Raw genomic sequence first — 22,625 nt, 5'->3', positions numbered from 1 at the left:
CTACGCCTCCATCATCTTGATGCGCGTCGTACGCGGCAGGCAGGCAACGCTGTCAGGGGTGGCGAGGACGATGTCGACACCGCGGGGAAAGCGCTGGTTGTCCTGCTTCCATTGCTCGACGAAATGGCGCGGCATTTGCGCCGGCGCGATCGTCGCCGTCGTCTCGATGCCCGGGCCTTCGAGCAGCAGCGCAGCGCCGGAGACAAGATCGCCGACCTCGAGGATCAGCGTCGTGGAGCGATCGGGATAATCCTGGGTGCCTTGCGAAAACCCGTCGAGCGCCATCATCTCGGCCGGCGTGGCGATCAGCGCGAAATGCGCGTCGGCCGGGGTGTTGGCCAGCGGCGCGCCGGTATGGAAGCCAAGCCAGGATTTCACCGCCGACACCTGCAAAGCCGGGTCAAGCCAGAGCGGCGTGTCGTTGTCGCACAGCGCCAGCGCAACGGCGCCGGCGGTGGCCGACAGCGGCGCCGGTGGGTGGGCAAGGGCCGGCAAGGGCTGGACGCTGCCCGGCCGCGCCATCGCGTCCATCACGGCACGGAATACGGTCTGCGCGTTGAATACCGGATCGGCAAAGCCGCCTTCGATCGCTTGGGTTACGATGTCCATCAGTCTTCTCCGCGTACCATGGTGAAGAAATCGACCTTGGTCGCCGCCGTCTCGGCGCGGCGCTGTTCACGCGCCTTGGCCAGTGCCGCCTGCAAGGGCGCAACGATCCCGATCTCGACCTCATTGCGGAGGGCCGGGTCCTGCCACAGCGCATCGGCGATTGCCGCCAGCCTTGCCTTCTGCTTGTCGCGGCCGAGCGCGTAGCAGTGGCCGACATGGCCGGACGCAAGCCGCACCGTGGCACGGGTGACCGTCGCCTCGCCGACATTGAAAGGGGCACCACCGCCGCCGATGCGGCCGCGTACCGTAACCAGGCCGGTTTCGGGGCCACGCAGAAGTTCCGCTTCGCAAGGCAGGCCGGTTTCGTCCCACAGGCGGACGATGTCTTCGCCGGCCGATTGCGCCAGCGTCGCCATCACGGCCTTGCGCTCGGCCTGCTCTCGCGCTTCCCGTCCTCGCATGGCCGTACTCCTCGTCTGCGTGAATTTATCTATTGATATAGACAACTATACAAATTATACTTGTTATTTAGCGCGTGTCCATGACGGGCACGTGACACGGGCCAAAAGATCGGCGCAAAGAATTGGGGCGGGAGATGATCGGACAAGCCAACCGCATCGAGCGGCGCAGCGGTGTCGCGCTGTGGCGGCAGATCGCCGACCAGATACTGCATTCGATCGCCGTCGGCGATTTTCCCGAGAATGCCGCGCTGCCGCCGGAGATCGCGTTGGCCGGACGCTATGGCGTCAACCGCCATACGGTGCGTAGCGCTATCGCAGCGCTGGTGCAGGAGGGCGTGCTCAGGGCGGAGCAGGGGCGCGGCACCTTCGTGCTGTCGCGCAGGCGGCTGTCTTATCCGATCGGCGCTCGCACCCGCTTTTCCGAGGGATTGCAAGGACAGGCGTCCGAGCGGCATATCACCTTGCTCGCGTCATCGGTCGAGCCGGCCAACCGTCGTGTCGCAGAGGGCTTAGGCCTTGCGACGGGCGCCGATGTGATACGCCTGGAAACGCGCGGCGAAGCCGATGGAATGCCGGTGTCCCGCGCTGCCGGCTGGTTCGATGCCAGGCGCTTTGCCGGCATCGATGCCGCCATGGCGGAAACCGGTTCGATCACCGCATCGCTGGCACGTTTCGGCATCGACGACTATCTCAGGCAATCGACCGTGCTGTCGGCGCGCCATGCCGATGCCGTCGACCTTGCGGACCTCGAGCTGCAGCCCGGCGCCATCGTGCTGGTGACGGTCGCCGTCAACGTCACGCCCGACGGTCAGCCGATACAGTTTTCGGAGTCGCGCTTCCCGGCCGAGCGGATCGAGCTCAAATTGTCGGCGCTCTGAGATACGGCAGCCCTGGCATCATCCGACCTGAATGACAGCCTTGATCAGGCCGGACTTCTCATGCGCCCAGCGGGCGAGGTCGTGCGGCGTCTCGCCAAGCGTGGTGCGGTGCGTCACCAGCTTTGCCAGCGGCAGCGCGCCGTTGCGGATCGAGGCGGCGACATGGTCGAAATCGGCACGCAGGGCGTTGCGGCTGCCGATCAGCATCATCTCGCGCTTGTGGAATTCGGGATCGGAAAAGGCGATGTCGTCCTTGACGACGCTGACCAGGACCAGCGCTCCGCCATGCGCGACATGAGCGAAGGCCGACTGCACCGACCGGGTGTTGCCGGTGGCATCGAAAACCACGTCGAAGCCGTCGCCGCCGGTTGCTTCCCGCACCAGGTCGGCAGCGGTGCCTCGCGAGCCGTCGAGCGTCGCGAAGCCGAGTTCGCTTTCGGCAAAGCCAAGCCGTTCAGCGCTCATGTCGAGCAGCGTCACATCGAGCCCGGCGATGCGGGCGAACAGCGCCGTGCCGAGCCCGATCGGGCCTGCGCCGATGACCAGCGTGCGCGCACCTGGATCAGCCAGCGAGCGCCGCACGGCATGGGCGCCGATCGCCAGGAATTCGACGGCGGCGGCATCGGCCAGCGACAGGCCGTTTGCCGGATAAAGATTTTGCGCCGGCACCAGGATCTGCTCGCACATCGCGCCGTCGCGGTGGACGCCGAGCACCTCGATCCTGACGCAGCAATTCGGCTTGCCTTGCCGGCAGGCGTTGCATTTGCCGCAGGCGAGATAGGGATTGACGATCACCGCTTCGCCGACGGCGAGATCGACGTCCTCGCCAACCTCGATCACGGTGCCGGAAACCTCGTGGCCCATGATGCGGGGATAGGCGAGGAACGGGTGCTTGCCTTCGAAGATGTGATAGTCGGTGCCGCAGATGCCGACATGGCTGACGGCGACCTGCGCCCAGCCGGCGGGGGGCGCGCCAGGCTCCGGACGATCTTCGAGGACAAGTTCGCCGGGCGAGCGGCAGACGACGGCTTTCATGCTTCAATCCAGTCGGTTCATGGCACCGCCGGCCCTGCTGTCGCGAGGCCGGCGGTTGTTGGGAGGCAGTCTATTTGCCGCGGCGGCGCAGCCCGTCGAAATAGACGATGACGATGATCAGCACGCCGGTGATGATGCGCTGCCAGAAGGCGTTGACGTTGAGCAGATTGGCGCCGTTGTTGATGGTGGCAAGGATGAAGGCGCCGAGCAGCGGTCCGTGCACGGAGCCGACAGCGCCGAACAGCGAGGTGCCGCCGATCACCGAGGAGGCGATCGCCTGCAATTCCCAGCCCTCGGCCTGCGTCGGATTGCCGATGCCGATGCGCGAGGCGAGCAGCACGCCGACGAAGGCCGCACACAGGCCCGACAGCGTGTAGGCCATGTAGATGGTGCGCTGGACGTTGACGCCTGACAGGCGCGACGCCTCGGCGTTGGAGCCGACCGAGAACAGATAGCGGCCCCAGCGGCTGTGGTGCAGGAAGATGTAGGCTGGGATGCCGACCAGGATCACCATCCAGAACAGATTGGGGACGCCGGCGAAGGAACTGCGCGAGAACGTCTGGAAGGCGTCGTTGTTGATCGAGATCGAGTTGCCGTTGGTCATCAACAGACCGATGCCGCGCAGCGAGGTCAGCGTTGCCAGGGTGATGATGAAGGGCGGCAGGCCCATCTTGACGATGCCGAACCCATGGAACATGCCGATGGCGACGCCGACCAGTAAGGTGATCAGGATGGCGAGGAAAACCGGTATGCCGGCGTTGATCAGCATCGCGACGATGACGGTGGCGAAGCCGACCACGGCGCCGACGGAAAGGTCGATGCCGCCGGTGATGATGACGAAGGTCTGGCCGACCGCCAGGATGGCGATCATCGACCCTTGCCGCAACAGGTTCGAGATGTTGTTGGCCGAGGCGAAGCTCGGCGTCGCCACCGACAGGATGATCCATAAAAGAACCAGCAGCGCCAGCAGTGTCAGCCCGAACAGGGCGTTGTAGTTGCGTTTCGGCCTTTCGGCAGCGATCGCCTCGGTGCTCATGTCCGTCCTCCCGGTTTTTCTTGTTTCTCGGCCAGCGCCTGGGTGAGGATCTCCTCGTGGTCAGCGGTACGAAAGCCGTGCGTGGCCACCAGCTTGCCGCGCCGGAACACGTGCAGCGTGTCGGCCAGTTCATAAACCTCGGGCAGGTAGGACGAGATCAGGATGATGCCGGCTCCCTTGGACAACAGCGCGCCGAACAGGCGGTAGATCTCGGCCTTGGTGCCGACGTCGACGCCGACAGTCGGCTCGTCGAAGATGAATAGCTTGGCGCCATGGGCGAGCCATTTGCCGATGACGATCTTCTGCTGGTTACCGCCGGACAGGCTGGAGGCCAGCGCGCCGCGCGTCGGCGTCTTGATGCGCAGGTCGGCGATCTGGCGATCGGCTTGCGCCTTTTCCTGCGCGCGGGAGATCAGCAGATTGCTCGAGATGCGCTTGTAGATCGGCAGATTGAGGTTGAGTCCGACCGGCAGGTTGAGGCAGAGGCCCTGGTCGCGGCGGCTTTCCGGGGCCAGCGCCATGCCGAGCCTGATCGCGTCATGTTCGGAATTGACCTTGACCTCCTTGCCCTCCCAGAGGATCTGGCCGGCCGATTTGCGGTGCCGGCCATAGAGCGTGGTGACGAACTCGCTGCGCCCGGCGCCGATCAGGCCGTAAAGGCCGACGATCTCGCCGGCGCGGACGGACATCGAGACATTTTCGAAACCCTTGCCGGACAGGTTCCTGGTTTCGACGATGGTCGCGCCGGGGGTGAAATGCTCCTTGTGGTAGACCTGCTCGATCGAGCGGTTGATCATCATCTTGACCAGCTCGGCGTCATTGGTCTCGGCAATATTCCTGGTGCCGACCAGCGTGCCGTCGCGCAGCACCGAGACGCGGTCGGCGAGCTCGAACACTTCTTCCATGCGATGGCTGATGTAGATGATGGTGACGCCTTCGCCCTTCAGCCGGCGGATCAGCGTGAACAGCTGGTCGGCCTCCTTGCGGGTAAGATAGGCGGTCGGCTCGTCGAAGATCAGGAATTTAGTGCCGCGCACTGTGGCGCGGGCGGCGGCGATCAACTGCTGCTGGCCGATGGTCAGGTCACCCAGCATGACATGCGCCGGCAGGTCGAAGCCGAGATCGTCGATGATCTTCTGCGCCTGCCTGACCATCGCCCGCTGCTGCAGGATGCCGAAGCGGGAATCCTCCTCGCCGAGGAACATGTTCGCGGCGACGGTGAGATGGCGGCACAGGACGACTTCCTGATGCACGGCATTGATGCCGAGCGCCATCGCCTCATGCGGCGTTGCCAATGCGGCAGGCTTGCCCTCCCAGATGACGTCGCCGGAGGTGCGCGGCATGACGCCGGTCAGAAGCTTGATCAGGGTGGATTTGCCGGCGCCGTTCTCGCCGACGATGGCGTGGATCTCGCCGGCCTTGAAGGCGAGATCGACCGGCTTCAGCGCATGGGTGCCGGGATAGCGCTTTTCCAGCCCGCGGAGTTCGAGGATGGTCCTGCCCGGTTCCAGCGTTGGGGCCGGATGGAGTTCCTGCGCCGTCGACATCATGACAATCCTCCCAGATTGGCCCCCAAAGATTGGCCTCGCGATTGGCACGAGTGGGATGTTTCCGGGGCGAAAAGGCCCCGGAAACAGTTCACTTGAGGCTATGCTCAGTCGAGCTTCGGGTTGAGCAACGCGTCGATCTTCGGATCCTTCATGTTGGCCTTGGTGACCAAATTGGCGCCCGTGTCGACATTGGCCTCGACCTTCTCGCCCTTCGAGGCGGCGAGCGCCGTCTTGATGCCGTCATAGCCCATCCGGTACGGATCCTGGACGACGAGAGCCGAAATGACGCCGTCGTTGAGGAACTTGATCAGCTTCTCGTCGCTGTCGAAACCGACCAGCCCGACCTTGCCGGCAAGACTGTTCTCGGCGATCGCCTGGCCGACGCCCTGCGCCATGATCAGGTTGGAGGCGAAGATGCCCTTGAGGTTGGGGTTGGCGGTGATCAGGTCGGTGGCGATGTTGAGGCCGGTGGTGGCCTGGCCGTCGGCGTATTTGTCGGCGACCAGCTTGAGGCCCGGATATTTGGCAGCGAGCTGTTCCTTAAAACCCTGGGCGCGCTGTTCGAGCGAGCCGGCGCCCGGAAGAGCGGTGATCAGGGCGACGTCGCCCTCGACCTTGCCGCCATTGGCTTCGCCGATGGCTGCGGCAAGGCCGTCAGCGGCAACGCGGCCGCCCTGGATGTTGTCGGTGGTCAGGAACGAGGTGAAGGCCTTGGAGTCGGCGCCAGAGTCGATACCGATGATCTTGACCTTGGTGGCGGCCTCGTCGATCGGCTTGCCGAGCGCCTTGGCTTCGGTCGGCGCAATGACGACGGCCGCCGGGTTGCCGGCGACGGCATTTTCAAGGATCGAGATCTGGCCGTTGACGTCGGTCTCGGCCTGGGCGCCAAGCTCCGGCACGTTGACGCCGAGGTCCTTGCCGGCCTTGCGGGCTCCCGCCAGAACGATCTGCCAGTAGAAGGACGTGGTGTCCTTGACGATGATCGGAATGGTCGCGTCGGCCGCGGATGCCGGGGCCGAGTGCATCACGCCGGCAAGCATCGAGGCGGCTGCGAGTGCCACGAAGGCGCGGCGATTGAGAATGCTGGTCACGAATTTCATTAGGAGTCCTCCCTAAGTCGCCCGGTGAATGTTACGGAAGCTCCATTCGGATGGCGCGGCCCAAACGGAACTTTATCAATAAAAAACATTTACCGCATTTTGATAGTGCATCACCTCGGTCGGCGCAAGCGATGTTTGATGGCCGCTCGAATGGCTGGGCGGGAAAGCTTGCTCCCTCGGAACTCCGCTGCCAATCTCCTCCAATATGTCACATGGAATATTAATTCCATCATACAGTCAATATGGAATGTTCATTCTTTTTCGGGGTGTACGAACTGTGACACCTGGCAATCACGTCAGGTGTTTGCGACCGGCTTAGAGCGTCGCTCCGAGGTGCCACGGCACGAACTCGTTGTCGCCGTAGCCGAACTCTTCGCTCTTGGTCTTGCGGCCCGAAGCCGTCTCGACGATCAGTTCGAAGATCTCGCGGCCCATGCCGGCGATGGTCTTTTCGCCCGAGGCAATGACGCCGCAATTCACGTCCATGTCCTCCTCCATCGTGTGATACATGGTCGAGTTGCTGGCGACCTTGATCGACGGCGTCGGCCGGCAGCCGAAGCAGGAGCCGCGGCCTGTGGTGAAGACGATGACGTTGGCGCCGCCCGCCACCTGGCCGGTGGCCGAGACCGGGTCGTAGCCGGGCGTGTCCATGAACACCAGCCCGTGCCCGGTGACCTTTTCGGCATAGCCGAAGACGCCGTTGAGCGGCGTCTGGCCGCCCTTGGCGACCGCGCCGAGCGACTTTTCCAGGATGGTGGTCAGGCCGCCGCGCTTGTTACCCGGTGAGGGATTGTTGTCGATCGATGCGCCATGCTTGGCGACGTGGTCTTCCCACCATTTCACATAACCGTCGAGCTTGGCGGCGATCTCGGGGGTTGCGGCGCGATAAGCGAGCAGGTGCTCGGCGCCGTAGATCTCCGTCGTCTCGGAGAGGATGCCGACACCGCCGACGCCGGCCAAAATGTCGACCGCGGCACCCAGCGCCGGATTGGCGGTGATGCCGGACATGCCGTCGGAGCCGCCGCATTGCAGGCCGACGACGATCTCGCTGACCGGGATCGGCTCACGCTGAAGCTTGCCGACCTCCTCGGCGATCTCGGCCAGCACGACCAGCGCCTTCTCGACCGATTTGCGCGAGCCGCCGGCTTCCTGGATGTTGAAATGACGTTTTCCCGCGGCAACGCCCTTCTGGCCGTAGAGGGTGAGCTGGTTGACCTCGCAGCCGAGCCCGACCATCAGCACACCACCAAAATTCGGATGACGGGCGTAGCCGGCCAGCGTGCGGTGTAGCACCATCATGCCGTCGCCGGTGGCGCTCATGCCGCAGCCCTGGCCGTGGACGATCGGGACGAAGCCGTCAATGCCGGGATATTGCGGCAAAAGCGTGCGGTTCGCCGCGTCGGCGATGGCGTGGCAGACGGTGGCCGAGCAATTGACGCTGGCGAGAATGCCAATGAAGTTGCGCGTGCCGGCGCGGCCGTCGGCGCGGCGGTAGCCCATGAAGGTGCGGGCGCGGTCGGCCTCGGTCGCATGCACTGCCTCGCTCGGCGGCACCACCGGCAAACGCCCGCTTTCGAAGACCAGATTGTGCGAATGGACATGCTCGCCGGGCGCGATGTCTTGCGTGGCGCGGCCGATCGCCTGGGCGTATTTGACCACGGCCTCGCCGGCCGCAATCGGCTTGATCGCCACTTTGTGGCCCGGCTCGATCACTGCGGCGGCGACGGCGCCGCCCGGCAGCACGGTGCCGATCTCGATGCGGCCATTGGCGACCGCGACATTGTCGGCGGGAGACAGAAGAATGCTGTTTGCGGCGTTCACGGGAGCTTCCTGGGTGTATTCCTGGGTGCGCGAGCGGATTGACACGCGGCTCTTAACATATAATGTCTTTTATCGTGAAAAAACATTTTTGCGTCAATTGTTTTTTCGCCAGAGCGCGACGCGTCTTTGGATGCGAGAAGTAGGCTCTACAACCAAAACTAGCGTTGCGCATGATGTTTTCCGAAAAGGTACCGGTTTCATGCGCGAGAAACGCTTCACACTGGCCGCAAACGCCGATGCGCCACGGGGCAGGGGATGTCGAAGAGCAACAACGTTTACAAGGACGCCTATAATCGCGGTCTGAGGCTGCTCGACGAAACCAGGAGCCTGCCTTCGGAGCCGGAGCTGGGTACGCTGCTCGGCGTCAGCCGCACGACGGTCCGCACTATCCTTGCGCGCATGGAAGAAACCGGGCTGATCGATTGGAACAAGCGCAGCAAGACGGTCCTGCGCGAACCGCGACCGGACGATTTCTTCCCCGAGGAAGAAACCGACACGCTGGCCGAGATCATCGAGCGCTCCTTCATGCGGCGGCTGCTTGCCAGCGGTGCCGAAGCCGGCATGCAGATCAACGAGCTCGAACTGGCGCGCGAGATCGGCGTCGGCACCACCAGCGTGCGCGAATTCCTGATCCGCTTCTCGCGCTTTGGGCTGATCGAGAAGCGTCGCAATAGCCACTGGGTGCTGAAAGGCTTTACCCGCGCCTTCGCGCTGGAGCTGACCGAAATCCGCGAGATGTTCGAACTGCGCTCGGCCGCAGCCTTTGCCGCTCTGCCCGAGGACAGCCCGGTGTGGGCCGACCTCGACCGCCTGGAAGACGAGCATCACCGGCTGGAGCGCGAGATCGCCGTGCGCTTCAACGAATTCTCCGAGCTTGACGAGCGCTTTCACCGGCTGATCCATCGGGCGTCGCACAACCGCTTCATCGTCGATTTCTACGACGTCATCGCCATGATCTTCCACTACCACTACCAGTGGAACAAGGCGCAGGAGCGCGAACGCAACGAAGTCGCGGTCCAGGAGCATCTCGCCTATATCGCCGCGCTCAAATCGCGCGATCTCGCCAAGGTCGACGCCGCCTGCCGCAAGCACCTGAAATCGGCCCGCCACACGCTGCTGACGTCCATTCCCGAGGGCAGGCAGCCGCAACGCGCGTGATTGTGTTGCGTTGCCGCAGCAACGTTTTGGCGATTTTCCGGCCGCCGGCTCCGTGCTAGAGAGCTGACGTTGCTGCGTGAAGAGGCTGGTTCTTGACCATACGCCGGAGACGATGGAGCATGCCGGTCGCGTTCGCCGCGGCCTGGCTTTTCATGCTCCAGTCGATGTTCGGCGCGTTTGCGTCCGGCGTCGCGCCGAACGCCTCGCAATTCGATGCTTTCGGCAACACGATCTGCACCCATGACGGTGCGGCGCAACTCCCCGCCGGCGATCCGCATCAGCAGCACATGCCGGCTTGCTGCATGCTTGGCTGCAACCTCGTTTCGGCGGTCTACGCGCCACCCGATGCCGCCGGGAGCCTGGCTCGCAGCCTTTCCGTCGAAACCATCGCCTTTATCCTGCCGGCCTTCCGGCATCGCGATTTCGCCCGCGCCCGCACTCCATCCAATCCGCGTGCACCACCGGCGACGGCCTGATCCGTTCTGGTTCGCGCCGCGCAACGCTTTGCCGGCGCGTTTATTGACATCGTTCGCGACCGGCCATCGGCGCGATCCCCCTTAAAGTCCACGGAGCAATCATGTCTCACTCTTTTCGCGCTGCCGCATCCAGCCGCAGGCGCTTCGCACTGGGTCGTTTCGAGCAGCGTCTCGGCATCGCCCTTTGCGTTCTTGCCCTCCTGTTCGCCAGCGCCCAGACGGTGTTGGCACACGAGTTCAAGCTTGGCGATCTCGAGATCGGGCACCCCTGGTCGCGCGCCACGCCAGCCGGCGCCAAGGTGGCCGGCGGCTACTTCACCATCACCAACACCGGCAGTGCGGCGGATCGCCTGCTGTCGATCACCTCCGACATTTCGGCCAAGGCCGAACTGCACGAGATGGGCGTCAGCAATGGCGTCATGACCATGCGGCCGGTCACCGGCGGCCTCGAAATCCCGGCTGGCGGCAAGGTCGCGCTGGCGCCTAACGGCTATCATTTGATGTTCATGGATTTGAAGCGGCAGCCCAAGGAGGGCGAAACGTTCTCCGCCACGCTGACCTTCGAAAAAGCCGGGCCTCTGCAGATTGAATTCGCCGTGCAAGGCATCGGCAGCGCGGCGCCCCAGGACGACGACTGACTTGGCCGCTTCGAGAGGTACCGTCATGAAGAAATCTCTTTTGCCCGGCTGCGTGCTTCTTGTCCTCGGGACCAGCGCGGCCTTTGCCCACATCACGCTCGAAACGCCGGAGGCGGCGGTGGGCTCGACCTACAAGGCGGTTCTTCGGGTGCCGCATGGCTGCGAGGGCAAGGCGACGACCGCCGTGCGCGTGCAGATCCCGGAAGGGGTGCTTTCGGTCAAACCGATGCCGAAGCCGGGTTGGACGCTGCAGGTCAAGAACGGCAAATACGAGAAGTCCTACCAGCTCTACGGCCAGGCAGTGACCAACGGCGTCAAGGAGATCGACTGGAGCGCCGGCAGCCTGCCGGACGAGTTCTACGACGAATTCGTCTTTCGCGCGACGCTGGCGTCCGACCTGCCGGCAGGCCAGACGCTGCATTTCCCGGTGGTGCAGGAATGTGACGGCATTGCAGATCGCTGGATCGAAATTCCGGCGGCCGGGCAGGCTGAGGACTCGCTGGAATTTCCGGCGCCCGGCCTCAAGCTGCTGCCGAAGTGAGCTCCAGCGGCGCGCTTTGGCGGATGAGCGCGCCGCTGCTCTTGGCGGTGAGATGAGCGCGGCATCCTTCCTGCGGCAAGCTTGCATGGCCGGCAACTATTCTGGCCGGCTTGTGGCTGGGCTGCTGGCCGTCGTCGTGCTGCTCGCCGTAATTGCCATGCCTGATCCAGCCTTCGCCCACGCGGCGCTGATCAAGGCCGAGCCGGCTGACGGTGCGGTGCTGGCGCAGAGCCCGTCGCAGATGTCGCTGACCTTCAGCGAGCCGGTTTCGCCGCTGGTGCTGACGCTGGTGCGGCCCGACGGCACGTCGATCCCGCTGACCTCCTTCCGGCTCAGCGGCCAGACCGTCGAGATCGATAATCCGCAGGCGCTGACGTCGGGCACGCATGTGCTGAGCTGGCGGGTAATCTCCGCCGACGGGCATCCGGTCGGCGGCTCGGTGCTGTTCTCGGTCGGTGCGCCGAGTGCTGCGCCGGCCGCCTCCGAAGCTGTCGACCGGGCGCTTCGAACGGCGATCTGGATCGGCAAGGTTTTTCTATACATCGGCCTGTTTTTCGGCGTCGGCGGTGCCTTTGCGCAGGCCTGGCTGGCGCAAGGCGGTCGATCCGGCCGGAACATGATCGTCGCTGCGATCCTGTGCGGGTTGGCGGCGGCACCGCTGTCGCTCGGTTTCCAGGGGCTGGATGCACTCGGTGCGCCGCTTGCCCGGCTGGCGCAGCCGGTCATCTGGCAGACCGGGCTTGGCACCAGCTTCGGCTGGACGGTGCTGATCGCGCTGATGGCGCTCGGCCTTGGCCTGCTATCGCTGGTCGTGCCGCCCGCCGACGCAAGGCCGCTCGCCTTGGCCGGACTGGTCGGCGTTGGCGCAGCACTTGCCGCCAGCGGGCATGCCAGTGCCGCCGAGCCGCAATGGCTGACAAGGCCGATGGTGTTTCTGCACGGCGTCGGCATTGCTGTCTGGGCCGGAGCGCTGACGCCGCTCGGTCTAGCCTTGAAACGGCAGCCGGCCGAAGCCGGGCCGTTGCTGCGCCGGTTTTCGCAAGCGATCCTGCCCGTCGTGGTCGCGCTTGCGGCAGCCGGCATCGTGCTCGCCGTCATCCAGGTGAAAACGCCGTCGGCGCTGGTCCACACTGCCTATGGCCGGCTGCTGCTGATCAAGCTGGTGCTGCTTGTCTTTCTGTTCACGCTCGCTGCCGTCAACCGCTTCAAGCTTACGGTCCCCGCCGAGGCGGGAAAGACGGAAGTCCAGAGGCGGCTGGCCCGCTCGATCGCCATCGAGGTGCTGATCGTGCTGGCGATCTTCGGCGTTGCCGCCGGCTGGCGCTTCACGCCGCCGCCGCGCGCGCTGGCGATCGCCGCGGCACAGCCGGCGTCGGTGCATATCCACACTCTGCAAGCGATGGCCGATCTCAGCATTGCGCCCGGGCACACCGGACCTGTTGCCGCTTCGATCTTCATCATGACCGGCGATTTCGGCCCGCTCGACGCCAAGCAGCTAATGCTGGTGCTGTCAAAGCCCGATTCCGGCATCGAGCCCATCAAGCGCCCGGCGACGAGGCTTGGCGACGGCACCTGGCGCGTCGACGATCTCGTCATTCCGGTCGCCGGCCGGTGGACGGCGCGGCTCGATATCCTGGTCTCGGATTTCGAGATGGTGAAGATAGAGGCGCCGATCGACATCAGGCCGGAGTGACGTGCGGATATTCAGGTGATGCCGGCCTGCAAATGGCGGTATCCTGCGCTTCCGGTGCTCACGTACTTAAGTACGCTCCGCTCCGGTTCTCGGAAACCACCTGTTTGGTCGCTTACGCGCCCGTCTTCGGCTCCGGCTCGGCCTGACCTGCATCTCAACACGCCCCGGCTGCAAGACAATTCGGCGAGGCGGTTGACGCGGCCGCGAACCCCCGTCAATCATCGCCATCAAGAATGGGCGTCCAACCCAATCGCGGGCTCAAAGCAACAAGATCCGAAAGCAGGGAAGAAACGATGGAAAAAGCCGAAATAGGCCTGATCGGCCTTGGCACGATGGGCTCCAACCTGGCGCTCAATATCGCCGAGAAGGGGCACCGCATCGCCGTCTTCAATCGCACCGCGGCGCGCACCGATGCCTTTGTCGAAAATGCCGGCGCGCTTCGGGATAGGGTGGTGCCCTGTTACAGCCTCGAAGAACTGGCCGCCGCGATCCGGCCGCCGCGGCCGATCATCATCATGGTGCTGGCCGGCAAGCCGGTCGACGAGCAGATCGCGGCATTGCGCGGCGTGCTGTCGGCCAACGACATCGTCATCGACGCCGGCAATGCCAATTTCCGCGATACGATGCGGCGCTTCTCCGAGCTTACCGATTCGGGCCTGACCTTCATCGGCATGGGCGTGTCCGGCGGCGAGGAGGGCGCACGCCACGGTCCCTCTATCATGGTCGGCGGCACCGAAGAGTCCTGGAAGCGCGTCGAAAAGGTGCTGACCGCGATCTCGGCCAAGTTCAAGGGCGAGCCTTGCGCGGCGTGGCTTGGCACCGACGGCGCCGGCCATTTCGTCAAGACCATCCACAACGGCATCGAATATGCCGACATGCAGATGATCGCCGAGATCTACGGCATCTTGCGCGACGGGCTCGGCATGGGGCCGAAAGAGATCGCTGAGGTGTTTTCCCAGTGGAACACGGGCCGGCTCAATTCGTACCTGATCGAGATCACCGCCAAGGTGCTGGCCGCCGACGACCCCAAGACCGGCAAACCGGTGGTCGACATCATCCTCGACCGCGCCGGCCAGAAAGGCACCGGCAAATGGTCGGTGATCGAGGCGCAGCAGCTCGGCATCCCGGCCACCGCGATCGAGGCGGCTGTGGCGGCACGCGTACTGTCGTCGATCAAGGACGAGCGGCTTGCCGCCGAGAAGGTCTATGGCGGCGGCGTGAGCAAGATTTCCGGAGACAGGGACGCCCTGCTCGCCGATCTCGAGCTGGCGCTGTTTGCCGGCAAGATCGCCGCCTACGCGCAAGGTTTCGCGGTGATGAGCGGCGCGTCGAAGGAATTCAACTGGAACCTGCCGATGCCGGTCATCGCCAAGATCTGGCGGGCCGGCTGCATCATCCGCTCGCAATTGCTGGATACGATGGCGGAGGCCTTCGGCGGCGGCGGCGCAGCCACCAACCTGTTGATGGCGCCGGCTTTCGTCTCATTGATGCAGGAGGCACATCCGTCGCTTCGCCGTGTCGTCGCAAGGGCGGCCGAATCCGGCTCGCCGGTGCCGGCCCTGTCATCTGCACTTGCCTATTTCGACAGTTACCGGCAGGGCCGCGGCACCTCGAACCTGATCCAGGCGCAGCGCGATTTCTTCGGCGCGCACGGCTTCGAGCGCATCGATGGGCAGGGCGCTTTCCATGGTCCTTGGGGAAGTGGGGTGGCGGGTTAGCGCCGCGACTTGGACCTAGAGTCCAATTTTGCGGTTGCCAGAAAGCAGACATCTCCAGCCACCAACTGGGTGTCGGGTCGCGCCAGGAACCTGCTATGCCGGTAGAGACGATTGACGGTCTCATCGGTATCGGCGGGGCCGCGAATCTGTGGTAAGCCGCCGCTCAACCAACCAAAGGACGACACCTGTGAACGAACCGACCGTGGCCCAGGCGACCGAAAGTATCTATGCCTCGCTGCGGGCGGATAATGCCGACATCGACGCACATATCGCGACGCTTAAAGCGGCGCTGACACGAGAAGGGATAAAACACGCGGTGTTCGATCCGACCAAGTTGGCGCAGAACAACCGCTCGGGGCGCAAGTTGATGCAGGCCTATTTTCGGCAGCGCGGCGTGAGCGTGAGGTTTTCGGACTAGTAGAGCCGCGCGCGGGTGATCTCAAGCGCGCCGTTTCTCGGTCCCGGTCCGGCGGTTCGCCATCTGGACGTCGGGACTGCGCCCATAGTCGGTCGTTTGGTCTATATTGAACTTTGTCTTAAAGCAGGCATCACCTACGCGTACCAACTAGGTCTTCGAAAAGTAGGCCGCATCCCCATTAAGCGGCTAGATCGTTAAACTTCCTGATGAAGGCGCGCTGGAGCGATGCGTCGGCCGTCAAAGCCAAGCCGTAATCGTTGATGTAGCCTTCGATAGTGGTCTGGAAGCTATCACGATAGACGATTTTCTTGTTACAATCGACGGGAACTGCGCCGCTAACCCAAATAATCCAGCCGTCCTTCGTTCTCGCCTCGTGCAGGAGCGCGCAGCGAACACTGGTGTAAAAATCTCCTGCGTCTCCTTCCGAGAATAGCTTGTCGAATGGTGCGGTCTGGAAAAGGAAATCGACAAATAGTTTGTGGCTGTTTTGATATTCGTGCGGAGACTGAGCGTTCCTGTGCCTATATTTTTTCCCAGCACGCGTCGCCGCAAGGAACTCGATCAGCGCACACTGAATCGAAACGATGGTGAAGCCTTCGCCTTCCCATTTGCCTTTATCTCGCAGCATCCCTATAGGCCTGAGATAACGGCTCTGCAGTCTGGCGAGAAGATAGGTGTTGAAGGCTTCAGCCCAAACATTGGCATCGCCGCCAGGCACGAGAAGCTTGGCGAATTTAGTCCAATCATTTTTCGTCTTGCCGGGAGCGATAAACTCGGACCGAGCGCTGGCAGCGGCGGCTATTTGGCGCAAGGCTGATCTCCTGACTGGCCGCTCAAGCGCTCATGCCCCGTCATGGCCGCTACACGCAGCTCTTGTAAGAGAACCGCGCCTCGGAGCCGTCTATCCGCAATACCCAAAAGCACTTAGTTCCATAGTCGGCCGACCGCACATCAAAGCTGCGTATACCCGGCCCTATCTTGGTTCTGGCCTCAGGATGACGTTTCAGCGCTTCCGCGAGAAACGCCCCGTCAGCCGCGCTTACAGCTTCCCCCGGGCGATAGCGATTGAGCATGACCTTCATGAATGCCAGCGCATCTGTCTTTCGTTCAAATTGGTGCCCTGCGATATCAATGGGTTGCGCATTCGCCATCGACGTCTCCTAGGCTTCCGTAGAGCCATCGACTTTGCGCGGAAGAAAACCCAGCGTTCCTTGCTCTCGCGTAGAATGTCTCCCGACAAACAGCTCTGGCCTTATACTAGGCCAGGGCATCGCGGTGGCAAGGATGATCTGGTGCTCGACGGGCGCCTGGTCAGAAATCTCGATAACCTGTTTCTGGAAGTTATGGCTTCTTGCCTGCTCAATCCCCTTGTCCTCAGTAATATCGATCATAAGGAATCGAGGGTGGCGGAACTGCCGATCATAAAGAGCCGCCTTGAGGAAGCCGACCAGAAACGCGGCCTTCAGCACAACGCGGGAGCTGGCAGAGAAATAGGTATGCTCGTCTACCGTGATCGTGTTTTTCGCGAAGGAGAATAGCACATGCTCCGGGTTCTCGAAGGAATCCTGGCGTTTCAGATCGCCACGGAGTATTTCGATGATGTTCTTTTCAATACTGGCCTTTGCGGTCCGAAGGCGATCGGTCTGGCTAAGCTGGAGGCCACTGATGCGAGTTCCAAGCGCCTGAATGTCCTGATCCAGCTGCGACTTTCTGGCTGATAGATCGCCGATTTTGTTGGCAAGTTTCACTTGCGCTTCTATGTCCTCGATCGATTTGTCAATGTAACCAAGCCTTCGCTGCATCTCACGAATTTCCTCGCGAGCTTTCGATGTTGGCACTGAGCTGAGATCGGCCAGCTCCTTTGCCTTAAGCCGCCAAGCTGCTTGCAGTGCGTTTAGTTGAACTTGATGGGTTTTGAGACGCTCGGCTCTGATGTCCTGCAGCCGCTCGGACTGTTTTACTTGTATCGAAAGCTCGTTTATTATCCCAACGACCCGCTCTCGCCCACGTTCAGTGTCGATCGGCGTCTTGCAGAGATGACACGCTTCAACCTCATGGTCATGATCAATGACCTCAGCGTAACACGCCGGGCACGTTCCAAAGCGAACGGTGCCGACGACTTCGGCGGCAAGGTCAGCGTCGCGCAAAGCCTCAAGGCGTGCGTTTAGGGTTTTTATAAAAGCAGCTGAATCCGAGAGCTCGAATTCCACGGAATCCACGTCGGCCTGCTTCTGGCCGATGTCCACTTGCAGCTTCTGCACCTGCTTGTAGACGTCCCTTTGAGCATGAAGTGTAATCTTGTCAGACGACTGACTGGAATAGAAGCGTTCCTCGGCTACCACGAGCTGGGCTGAGACAGCATCCCGCTCTTCGAGCAACCCTTTGCGGCGTTGCTCGATCCATTCGAGCGTCATGCTTTCGTCGCCACCACCAACTACCCTGAATATGCTTTTTAACTCAGCGGAGATATCTGTAAATTCGCGTTCCTTTGTTCGTTTCAGCTGTTGCAGTTCGTAGATTTCGGTGTCGAACGCACCGCATAGCAGGTTGCCTACAGCCTCACGTAGGTTCTCAGGATCGTAACCCTCAAACCGGAAAAGGCTCTCGGTCGGCGAGAGCTGATCGGCGTACAGAAGGCGGAGAATCTGATGAATAGTGATACTGGCCGTGCCTTCCACGGCGACGTCCGGCATGTCGAGGAGGCGATAGATTGCCTGAGAGAAACTCTCCTGGTTCTTTGAGCGAGCGTAGGAGTATCGATGCCACGCCTCGATTGGGGCCGAGACAGCTTGCTCATAGCGCCCGCCGAAGATTTCCATTGCAGACTGTGATGAGACATCGATCTGACGGCGAAGGACGGCCGGATTGCCATTGAACTCCGCCTCCAGCCACACATGCTCACACAACAGTGCATGCTCACTCCAAGCCGAGCGGTCGAGATCGCCCCCTAGCCCAAAGAAAACAAAGTTCATAATCGTTGATTTGCCCGAGGAGTTGTCTCCGCGGATAACGTTGACGCCGGTATGAAACACCTCGTCGTAGAGGATCAAGGCTCCGCGCTTCACGATCAGGCGCTTAACGATGAGACAGGGATCATACCGAGTCATATCGGTACTCCAAAAGCCCTGTTCTATCCTTCAGTCCGTCACGGCCTCCGAGAGGGTAACGCGCCTTAATCTGGCACAGGATGTCTACGACATCTTTCATGCGGGTGTTCAGTTCTGAACAGCGCACCTTCACCGTTGCGGGAAGCGCATCAGTAGTGAATTTAATCTCGTTCGAGTCCCATGCATCGGAAGCGAGGTAGCCACTGTGGACGAGGCTGGCCGCCGCCGCCCTCTGGAAAGGTTCCATTCGGGCAAAAATGGTGGTGTCGTCCGGCATCGCGCCGTATGGAGCCTGGTCGTCATAGGATCGGCTTATCTTTCTCCAGCCCGTATCGATCGAGAAAAGCTTCATCGCTTGAAGCCGGAATGGGAAGAGAAGATAAAAGTCCAAGATGCGCAAAGTGTCGAACGGCAATTTGGCGCCGATATCGCAGGCGAGATGAAGTCTTAGGAATCTGAAGACGGCATGGTAAGGGTCAAAAGCCTCGTTGTAGGTGAGCTGCGTCATGCCGCCACCGCGCCCTGATGCCACTTGATGAAACACTGTTCCGCCAGCCAGTACACCATTCCCTGAACGAGGTTATGGTTCACGGACATCAGATCGCCGCCGCATTCTTCAACAATTGGATTCACAATGCGGTCGATCACGAGAGCATTTATTTCTTCGAGAGTCCTCTTCGGAATTTGACTATAAATCACCTGAGTAAACTCGTTCTCGGCCCTGGCGAGGATGTGAACGAAAATCTGCTGTGCCGATGAATATAGAGACCACCTCTCCAGCAGCTTCGCGAACATTTCTTTCTTCTCGATTGCCTCATCATAGTAATCAAAGCGCCCGCTCGCTTTGAGTTTGGCTTCGAGTCCGTGAATCCCATCGGCGGCACGGCGGGTATGGTATCGCGCCAACTCGTCCATAGCCGTCTGGGTCTGTTCGCTGCAGTCGTACTGTTCCTGCAACTTGAGAAGCAGTTTTTCGACCAAACCCTTTTTAGGTTCGAAGTTGTAGTAGTCACGACCTGCAATGTTACCGCCTGCTTGGGCGCCTTGCTGGTTGGAAATCGTGCTGTCTTGGTCCGCGATGTTCATTGATGTGATATCGTGCCGTCAGCAAGCTAGCGCTTGTCCCGGCCCACAATGTCTCCACCAGCACGCGCACCGGACTGGTCGGTCGCCGTACCATGGCGGTCAGCGCGCACGTTCTTGGTGAAACGAAAGGTCAGCAGAGAGCCGCCAATCGTGCCTGCAAGCAAACCGCCAAGAAAATTCCAAATATCAAAAGCCATTTGATTCCCCCAAAATCCGGTCCCTAACCACGTGTGCCCGCCTTTTTGCTTCCTTGCAACAGTTTAGGGTTGTGCACCGCATCACAGTAGTAAGTCGCGGGAGGGCGTCGGGAGCCCTTCATGTGCGTAAAATGAACCGGCGGCAGGGTTCAATGCCGTGACATGTTTCGACAGCTATCGCGTCCATGCTGCCGAAAGCTGCCGTCCGCTCCCGGCACCAAGGTTGCCAGTCAACAGCGCGCATTTTTGCAGCCAAGTGGAATCACTTGGCGTCGCAGAAATGCGGCTAAGACAAATAGATGGAGCGGGATGCCCAGTTCAACGTATCCCGCTCTAGTCGGGACGGCGATAGGCCTGCACTTCGCCCGGCTCGCTCAGGCTTTGCAGGGTGCCGGGTGCGGCGCCGCCGATCCAGCCCAGCACCGAGCGGGCGAGTTCGGCGCCGGCCAGCCGGAAGTTCTCGTTGACGACCAGCAATTCGCTGCGAAACAGGTGCAGAAGCTCCGACGATTGTTTGGACACCACATCGACATCGCGGCCAAGCTTGAGGCCGGCGTCTTCGATGCCGGCGACGATGGCGAGCGTCGCGGCGGCGGCGCTGCTGATGAAACCGTCCGGGCGGCTTTCGCGGCGCATCAGCTGCGCGGTCCGCATTCTGATCTGCTCGATCGAATGATCGATCGAAACGGTGTTGAACGGGATTTCGCTGGCGCCGACCTCGCTCAGCGCATCGGCAAAGCCGGCGAGCGTGTGGCCGTGATAGGTCAGCTCGACCGGCGGCGCCAACAGAGCCAGGCGGCGGCGGCCGAGGCCGGCCAGATGGCGCACCGCCTCGGCTGCGAAAGCGTAATTGTCGAAATCATGGTAGGGATGGATCAGCCCCATATCGGTGCGGCCATGCGTGGCAAAGGGGATGCCGCGCTCCAGCATATAACGGGCCCTCGGATCGTTCGGCTGCGTGCGCGAAATGATGACGCCGTCGGCTGAACCGGTTTCCACGAGGTAGCGGATCGGGTCGAGCGGATCCTGCGAGCGCGAGTAGGGTGTCACGATCAAATGGTAGGGCGTGTCGGCAATGACTTCGGAAACGCCGTAGATGATATCCGAGACAAAGCTCATGATCTCGTGCTCGGTGTTGAGCACCAGGCTGATGACATTGGTCTTGCCGGTGCGCAGGCGGACGCCGGCACGGTTGGGCCGATAACCGATCTGCTTGGCGACAAGCTGGACGCGCCGCCTGGTCTCGGCGCCGATCTCGGGCGCATCCTTCAGCGCGCGCGACACGGTGGTGACGCCCAGCCCGGTCATGAAGGCGAGCGTCTTCAGTGTCGGCCGGCCCGGGCCCGACGCTTCGTCGGCCTTCTCTTTTTGATGCCTGTTCATTCATCCCGCCCCGTCAGGCGCATAGCAGTTGCCGGGCAGGCCGGCAATCGGCGGGCCGCGGGTACGCCGCGGGCCTTCACCGAATGAGACCGCTATATACTGAAACGTTACAGATTGTCACTGCCGTGGCGATATCACTGGTGACAGGCGCAAAACGAGCGGCACTCCGGTCGGCGCAAAAAAGAGCGACAGAAGGAGCTTTTCCGGTTTTCTGGCGTCGCAGCATTGCATTTTGCAGTGCAACCCCTCTTGTTGCGATGCGGTAGGCCGACGAGCCGCGCGATTTTATTCGCGCTTCGAAAAAACTTGATGCCACCTTCGCCTGAGGGGTTGCGCGCCTCAAGCAATTGCCGTATCGAAAATCTGTAACGTTTCAGATTCTGGGAGGAACGAAATGCGATACCAACTCATGACTGCTGCGCTGGCTGCGACGGTCGCGCTGCAATTTGCCGGCCCGGCGGCCGCGACGGATCTGGAAGTCACCCATTGGTGGACCTCCAGCGGCGAGGCGGCAGCGGTCGCCGAACTCGCCAAGGCTTTCGACGCAACCGGCAATCACTGGGTTGACGGCGCCATCGCCGGCTCCGGCGGCACGGCGCGGCCGATCATGATCAGCCGCATCACCGGCGGCGACCCGATGGGCGCGACCCAGTTCAATCACGGCCGGCAGGCGGAAGAATTGGTGCAGGCCGGGCTGATGCGCGACCTCACCGATCTCGCCACCAAGGAAAAGTGGACGGAAATCGTGCAGCCGAAGAGCCTGCTCGACGGCTGTACCCTCGACGGCAAGATCTATTGCGTGCCCGTCAATATCCACTCCTGGCAGTGGCTGTGGCTGTCGAATGCGGCCTTCAAAAAGGCCGGCGTGCCGGTGCCGAAGAACTGGAATGAATATGTCGCTGCGGCGCCCGCGCTTGAAAAGGCAGGCATCCAGCCGCTAGCGGTCGGCGGCCAGCCCTGGCAGGCCTCCGGCGCTTTCGACGTGCTGCTCGCGGCGGTCGGCGGCACCGACGCCTTCCTCAAGGTCTACAAGGACAAGGACGCGGAATTCGCCGCCGGGCCCGAGGTCGCCAAGGTCTTCAAGGCCGCGGACGATGCCCGCAAGATGGCCAAGAACACCAATGTGCAGGACTGGAACCAGGCCACCAATCTGGTCATCACCGGCAAGGCGGGCGGCCAGATCATGGGTGACTGGGCGCAGGGCGAGTTCCAGGTTGCCGGTCAGGTCGCCGGCAAGGACTATACTTGCCTTCCGGGCCTCGGTCTCAACGAGATGATCGCCACCGGCGGCGACGCTTTCTACTTCCCGCTGCTGAAGGATCCCGAAAAATCGAAGGCACAGGAAGTGCTGGCCCACACGCTGCTCGATCCCAAGACGCAGGTCGCCTTCAATCTCAAGAAAGGTTCGCTGCCGGTACGCGGCGACGTCGACCTCAAGGCGGCGAACGACTGCATGAAGAAGGGGCTCGAAATTCTCGCCAAGGGCAATATCATGCCCTGGACCGACCAGCTGCTTTCGCAGGATACGCAGAAGCAGAAGGAGGATCTTTTCTCCGAGTTCTTCGCCAAGCAGGACATGACCGTGGAAGATGCGCAGAAGCGCTTCGCCGCCATTGTCGGTTCGGCCGATTGAGCGATCGACCGACCGCCTCACTCCCGCCCCTGCAAACGCAGGGTCGGGAGCTCGGGTCAAGGCCTCTTGACCCTCCGGCCCTTACCC

23 protein-coding genes are annotated in these 22,625 nt (G+C 62.2%); 9 read left to right on the top strand and 14 right to left on the bottom strand.

Annotated features, from left to right (window positions below; all coding sequences use genetic code 11):
* Entirely contained in the window at nucleotides 1-609 is a 609-nt protein-coding gene (gene phnH, locus NKI08_RS06425; RefSeq protein ID WP_352474092.1) for a phosphonate C-P lyase system protein PhnH, read from the bottom strand.
* Entirely contained in the window at nucleotides 609-1,070 is a 462-nt protein-coding gene (phnG, locus tag NKI08_RS06420) for a phosphonate C-P lyase system protein PhnG (RefSeq protein WP_352474093.1), read from the bottom strand. Before phnG ends, phnH begins: the two co-directional genes overlap by 1 nt.
* A gap of 134 nt (nucleotides 1,071-1,204) precedes the next feature.
* On the opposite strand from phnG, the gene phnF reads away from it, so the two are divergent.
* Nucleotides 1,205-1,948 (top strand): phosphonate metabolism transcriptional regulator PhnF, encoded by a 744-nt coding sequence (gene phnF, locus NKI08_RS06415; protein ID WP_352474094.1) that lies wholly within the window; start codon nucleotides 1,205-1,207, stop codon nucleotides 1,946-1,948.
* Nucleotides 1,949-1,966: 18 nt separating this feature from the next.
* Here phnF and NKI08_RS06410 read toward each other — a convergent pair whose 3' ends face one another.
* The 5 genes from NKI08_RS06410 to NKI08_RS06390 form a co-directional block, all read right to left on the bottom strand.
* A complete protein-coding gene (locus NKI08_RS06410; protein WP_352767865.1) occupies nucleotides 1,967-2,983 on the bottom strand; it encodes a zinc-binding alcohol dehydrogenase family protein in 1,017 nt (338 codons plus the stop codon).
* Nucleotides 2,984-3,053: 70 nt separating this feature from the next.
* On the bottom strand, nucleotides 3,054-4,019 hold the full coding sequence (locus tag NKI08_RS06405) for an ABC transporter permease (RefSeq protein WP_352767863.1): 966 nt from the start codon (nucleotides 4,017-4,019) through the stop codon (nucleotides 3,054-3,056).
* Complete coding sequence (locus NKI08_RS06400; protein ID WP_352767861.1) at nucleotides 4,016-5,569, bottom strand: sugar ABC transporter ATP-binding protein; 1,554 nt, start codon at nucleotides 5,567-5,569, stop codon at nucleotides 4,016-4,018. The genes NKI08_RS06405 and NKI08_RS06400 overlap by 4 nt, the downstream gene beginning before the upstream one ends.
* A gap of 104 nt (nucleotides 5,570-5,673) precedes the next feature.
* Complete coding sequence (locus NKI08_RS06395) at nucleotides 5,674-6,669, bottom strand: ABC transporter substrate-binding protein (protein ID WP_023675208.1); 996 nt, start codon at nucleotides 6,667-6,669, stop codon at nucleotides 5,674-5,676.
* Between the two features lie 315 nt (nucleotides 6,670-6,984).
* Nucleotides 6,985-8,490: a UxaA family hydrolase gene (locus tag NKI08_RS06390; protein ID WP_352577423.1), complete on the bottom strand. Its 1,506-nt coding sequence runs from the start codon at nucleotides 8,488-8,490 to the stop codon at nucleotides 6,985-6,987.
* Between the two features lie 255 nt (nucleotides 8,491-8,745).
* Between NKI08_RS06390 and NKI08_RS06385 the strand changes: the two genes are divergently transcribed.
* From NKI08_RS06385 to NKI08_RS06355, 7 genes are all read left to right on the top strand, one after another.
* Nucleotides 8,746-9,648: a GntR family transcriptional regulator gene (locus tag NKI08_RS06385; protein ID WP_352448373.1), complete on the top strand. Its 903-nt coding sequence runs from the start codon at nucleotides 8,746-8,748 to the stop codon at nucleotides 9,646-9,648.
* Nucleotides 9,649-9,767: 119 nt separating this feature from the next.
* The gene (locus NKI08_RS06380; RefSeq protein WP_352766986.1) at nucleotides 9,768-10,124 is read left to right on the top strand and encodes a DUF2946 family protein; all 357 of its coding nucleotides are present in this window, start codon (nucleotides 9,768-9,770) and stop codon (nucleotides 10,122-10,124) included.
* 101 nt (nucleotides 10,125-10,225) lie between these two features.
* Entirely contained in the window at nucleotides 10,226-10,762 is a 537-nt protein-coding gene (locus NKI08_RS06375; RefSeq protein WP_352766987.1) for a copper chaperone PCu(A)C, read from the top strand.
* 25 nt (nucleotides 10,763-10,787) lie between these two features.
* Nucleotides 10,788-11,303, top strand: coding sequence for a YcnI family copper-binding membrane protein (locus NKI08_RS06370; protein WP_352766988.1), 516 nt, complete (start codon nucleotides 10,788-10,790; stop codon nucleotides 11,301-11,303).
* Between the two features lie 52 nt (nucleotides 11,304-11,355).
* Nucleotides 11,356-12,996, top strand: a complete 1,641-nt coding sequence (locus NKI08_RS06365) for a copper resistance CopC/CopD family protein (RefSeq protein WP_352767857.1) — start codon at nucleotides 11,356-11,358, stop codon at nucleotides 12,994-12,996.
* 293 nt (nucleotides 12,997-13,289) lie between these two features.
* A complete protein-coding gene (gene gnd, locus NKI08_RS06360; protein ID WP_352767855.1) occupies nucleotides 13,290-14,714 on the top strand; it encodes an NADP-dependent phosphogluconate dehydrogenase in 1,425 nt (474 codons plus the stop codon).
* Nucleotides 14,715-14,901: 187 nt separating this feature from the next.
* A complete protein-coding gene (locus NKI08_RS06355) occupies nucleotides 14,902-15,132 on the top strand; it encodes a hypothetical protein (RefSeq protein WP_352767853.1) in 231 nt (76 codons plus the stop codon).
* A gap of 178 nt (nucleotides 15,133-15,310) precedes the next feature.
* On the opposite strand, the gene NKI08_RS06350 is transcribed toward NKI08_RS06355, so the two are convergent.
* The 7 genes from NKI08_RS06350 to NKI08_RS06320 all read right to left on the bottom strand — a co-directional run bounded on the left by NKI08_RS06350 (nucleotide 15,311) and on the right by NKI08_RS06320 (nucleotide 20,905).
* A complete protein-coding gene (locus NKI08_RS06350; RefSeq protein WP_352767851.1) occupies nucleotides 15,311-15,943 on the bottom strand; it encodes a hypothetical protein in 633 nt (210 codons plus the stop codon).
* A gap of 49 nt (nucleotides 15,944-15,992) precedes the next feature.
* Entirely contained in the window at nucleotides 15,993-16,283 is a 291-nt protein-coding gene (locus NKI08_RS06345) for a DCL family protein (RefSeq protein ID WP_352767849.1), read from the bottom strand.
* Between the two features lie 9 nt (nucleotides 16,284-16,292).
* Nucleotides 16,293-18,239, bottom strand: a complete 1,947-nt coding sequence (locus tag NKI08_RS06340; RefSeq protein ID WP_352767847.1) for an AAA family ATPase — start codon at nucleotides 18,237-18,239, stop codon at nucleotides 16,293-16,295.
* Nucleotides 18,226-18,747 carry an ABC-three component system middle component 5 gene (locus NKI08_RS06335; RefSeq protein WP_352767845.1) on the bottom strand — a complete coding sequence of 174 codons (522 nt, stop codon included), beginning with the start codon at nucleotides 18,745-18,747 and terminating at the stop codon, nucleotides 18,226-18,228. Before NKI08_RS06335 ends, NKI08_RS06340 begins: the two co-directional genes overlap by 14 nt.
* On the bottom strand, nucleotides 18,744-19,325 hold the full coding sequence (locus tag NKI08_RS06330) for an ABC-three component system protein (RefSeq protein WP_352767843.1): 582 nt from the start codon (nucleotides 19,323-19,325) through the stop codon (nucleotides 18,744-18,746). The genes NKI08_RS06335 and NKI08_RS06330 overlap by 4 nt, the downstream gene beginning before the upstream one ends.
* 26 nt (nucleotides 19,326-19,351) lie before the next feature.
* The gene (locus NKI08_RS06325) at nucleotides 19,352-19,522 is read right to left on the bottom strand and encodes a hypothetical protein (RefSeq protein ID WP_352767841.1); all 171 of its coding nucleotides are present in this window, start codon (nucleotides 19,520-19,522) and stop codon (nucleotides 19,352-19,354) included.
* A 333-nt stretch (nucleotides 19,523-19,855) separates the two neighbouring features.
* Nucleotides 19,856-20,905, bottom strand: a complete 1,050-nt coding sequence (locus NKI08_RS06320) for a LacI family transcriptional regulator (protein ID WP_352767839.1) — start codon at nucleotides 20,903-20,905, stop codon at nucleotides 19,856-19,858.
* A 394-nt stretch (nucleotides 20,906-21,299) separates the two neighbouring features.
* Between NKI08_RS06320 and NKI08_RS06315 the strand changes: the two genes are divergently transcribed.
* Nucleotides 21,300-22,538: an ABC transporter substrate-binding protein gene (locus NKI08_RS06315; RefSeq protein WP_352767837.1), complete on the top strand. Its 1,239-nt coding sequence runs from the start codon at nucleotides 21,300-21,302 to the stop codon at nucleotides 22,536-22,538.
* Nucleotides 22,539-22,625 lie beyond the last annotated feature (87 nt).

The sequence above is a fragment of the Mesorhizobium sp. M0768 genome, assembly GCF_040320195.1.
Classification (GTDB): Bacteria; Pseudomonadota; Alphaproteobacteria; order Rhizobiales; family Rhizobiaceae; genus Mesorhizobium.
The sequence above is the reverse complement of the archived record's forward strand: the minus strand, read 5'-3'. Positions and strand labels throughout refer to the sequence as shown.

What these genes read in the sequence shown, in the direction of transcription:
- phnH (WP_352474092.1), bottom strand. Translation starts at nt 609, where the DNA reads ATGGACATCGTAACCCAAGCGATCGAAGGCGGCTTTGCCGATCCGGTA.
- phnG (WP_352474093.1), bottom strand. Translation starts at nt 1,070, where the DNA reads ATGCGAGGACGGGAAGCGCGAGAGCAGGCCGAGCGCAAGGCCGTGATG.
- phnF (WP_352474094.1), top strand. Translation starts at nt 1,205, where the DNA reads ATGATCGGACAAGCCAACCGCATCGAGCGGCGCAGCGGTGTCGCGCTG.
- NKI08_RS06410 (WP_352767865.1), bottom strand. Translation starts at nt 2,983, where the DNA reads ATGAAAGCCGTCGTCTGCCGCTCGCCCGGCGAACTTGTCCTCGAAGAT.
- NKI08_RS06405 (WP_352767863.1), bottom strand. Translation starts at nt 4,019, where the DNA reads ATGAGCACCGAGGCGATCGCTGCCGAAAGGCCGAAACGCAACTACAAC.
- NKI08_RS06400 (WP_352767861.1), bottom strand. Translation starts at nt 5,569, where the DNA reads ATGATGTCGACGGCGCAGGAACTCCATCCGGCCCCAACGCTGGAACCG.
- NKI08_RS06395 (WP_023675208.1), bottom strand. Translation starts at nt 6,669, where the DNA reads ATGAAATTCGTGACCAGCATTCTCAATCGCCGCGCCTTCGTGGCACTC.
- NKI08_RS06385 (WP_352448373.1), top strand. Translation starts at nt 8,746, where the DNA reads ATGTCGAAGAGCAACAACGTTTACAAGGACGCCTATAATCGCGGTCTG.
- NKI08_RS06380 (WP_352766986.1), top strand. Translation starts at nt 9,768, where the DNA reads ATGCCGGTCGCGTTCGCCGCGGCCTGGCTTTTCATGCTCCAGTCGATG.
- NKI08_RS06375 (WP_352766987.1), top strand. Translation starts at nt 10,226, where the DNA reads ATGTCTCACTCTTTTCGCGCTGCCGCATCCAGCCGCAGGCGCTTCGCA.
- NKI08_RS06370 (WP_352766988.1), top strand. Translation starts at nt 10,788, where the DNA reads ATGAAGAAATCTCTTTTGCCCGGCTGCGTGCTTCTTGTCCTCGGGACC.
- NKI08_RS06365 (WP_352767857.1), top strand. Translation starts at nt 11,356, where the DNA reads ATGAGCGCGGCATCCTTCCTGCGGCAAGCTTGCATGGCCGGCAACTAT.
- gnd (WP_352767855.1), top strand. Translation starts at nt 13,290, where the DNA reads ATGGAAAAAGCCGAAATAGGCCTGATCGGCCTTGGCACGATGGGCTCC.
- NKI08_RS06345 (WP_352767849.1), bottom strand. Translation starts at nt 16,283, where the DNA reads ATGGCGAATGCGCAACCCATTGATATCGCAGGGCACCAATTTGAACGA.
- NKI08_RS06340 (WP_352767847.1), bottom strand. Translation starts at nt 18,239, where the DNA reads ATGACTCGGTATGATCCCTGTCTCATCGTTAAGCGCCTGATCGTGAAG.
- NKI08_RS06335 (WP_352767845.1), bottom strand. Translation starts at nt 18,747, where the DNA reads ATGACGCAGCTCACCTACAACGAGGCTTTTGACCCTTACCATGCCGTC.
- NKI08_RS06330 (WP_352767843.1), bottom strand. Translation starts at nt 19,325, where the DNA reads ATGAACATCGCGGACCAAGACAGCACGATTTCCAACCAGCAAGGCGCC.
- NKI08_RS06325 (WP_352767841.1), bottom strand. Translation starts at nt 19,522, where the DNA reads ATGGCTTTTGATATTTGGAATTTTCTTGGCGGTTTGCTTGCAGGCACG.
- NKI08_RS06320 (WP_352767839.1), bottom strand. Translation starts at nt 20,905, where the DNA reads ATGAACAGGCATCAAAAAGAGAAGGCCGACGAAGCGTCGGGCCCGGGC.
- NKI08_RS06315 (WP_352767837.1), top strand. Translation starts at nt 21,300, where the DNA reads ATGCGATACCAACTCATGACTGCTGCGCTGGCTGCGACGGTCGCGCTG.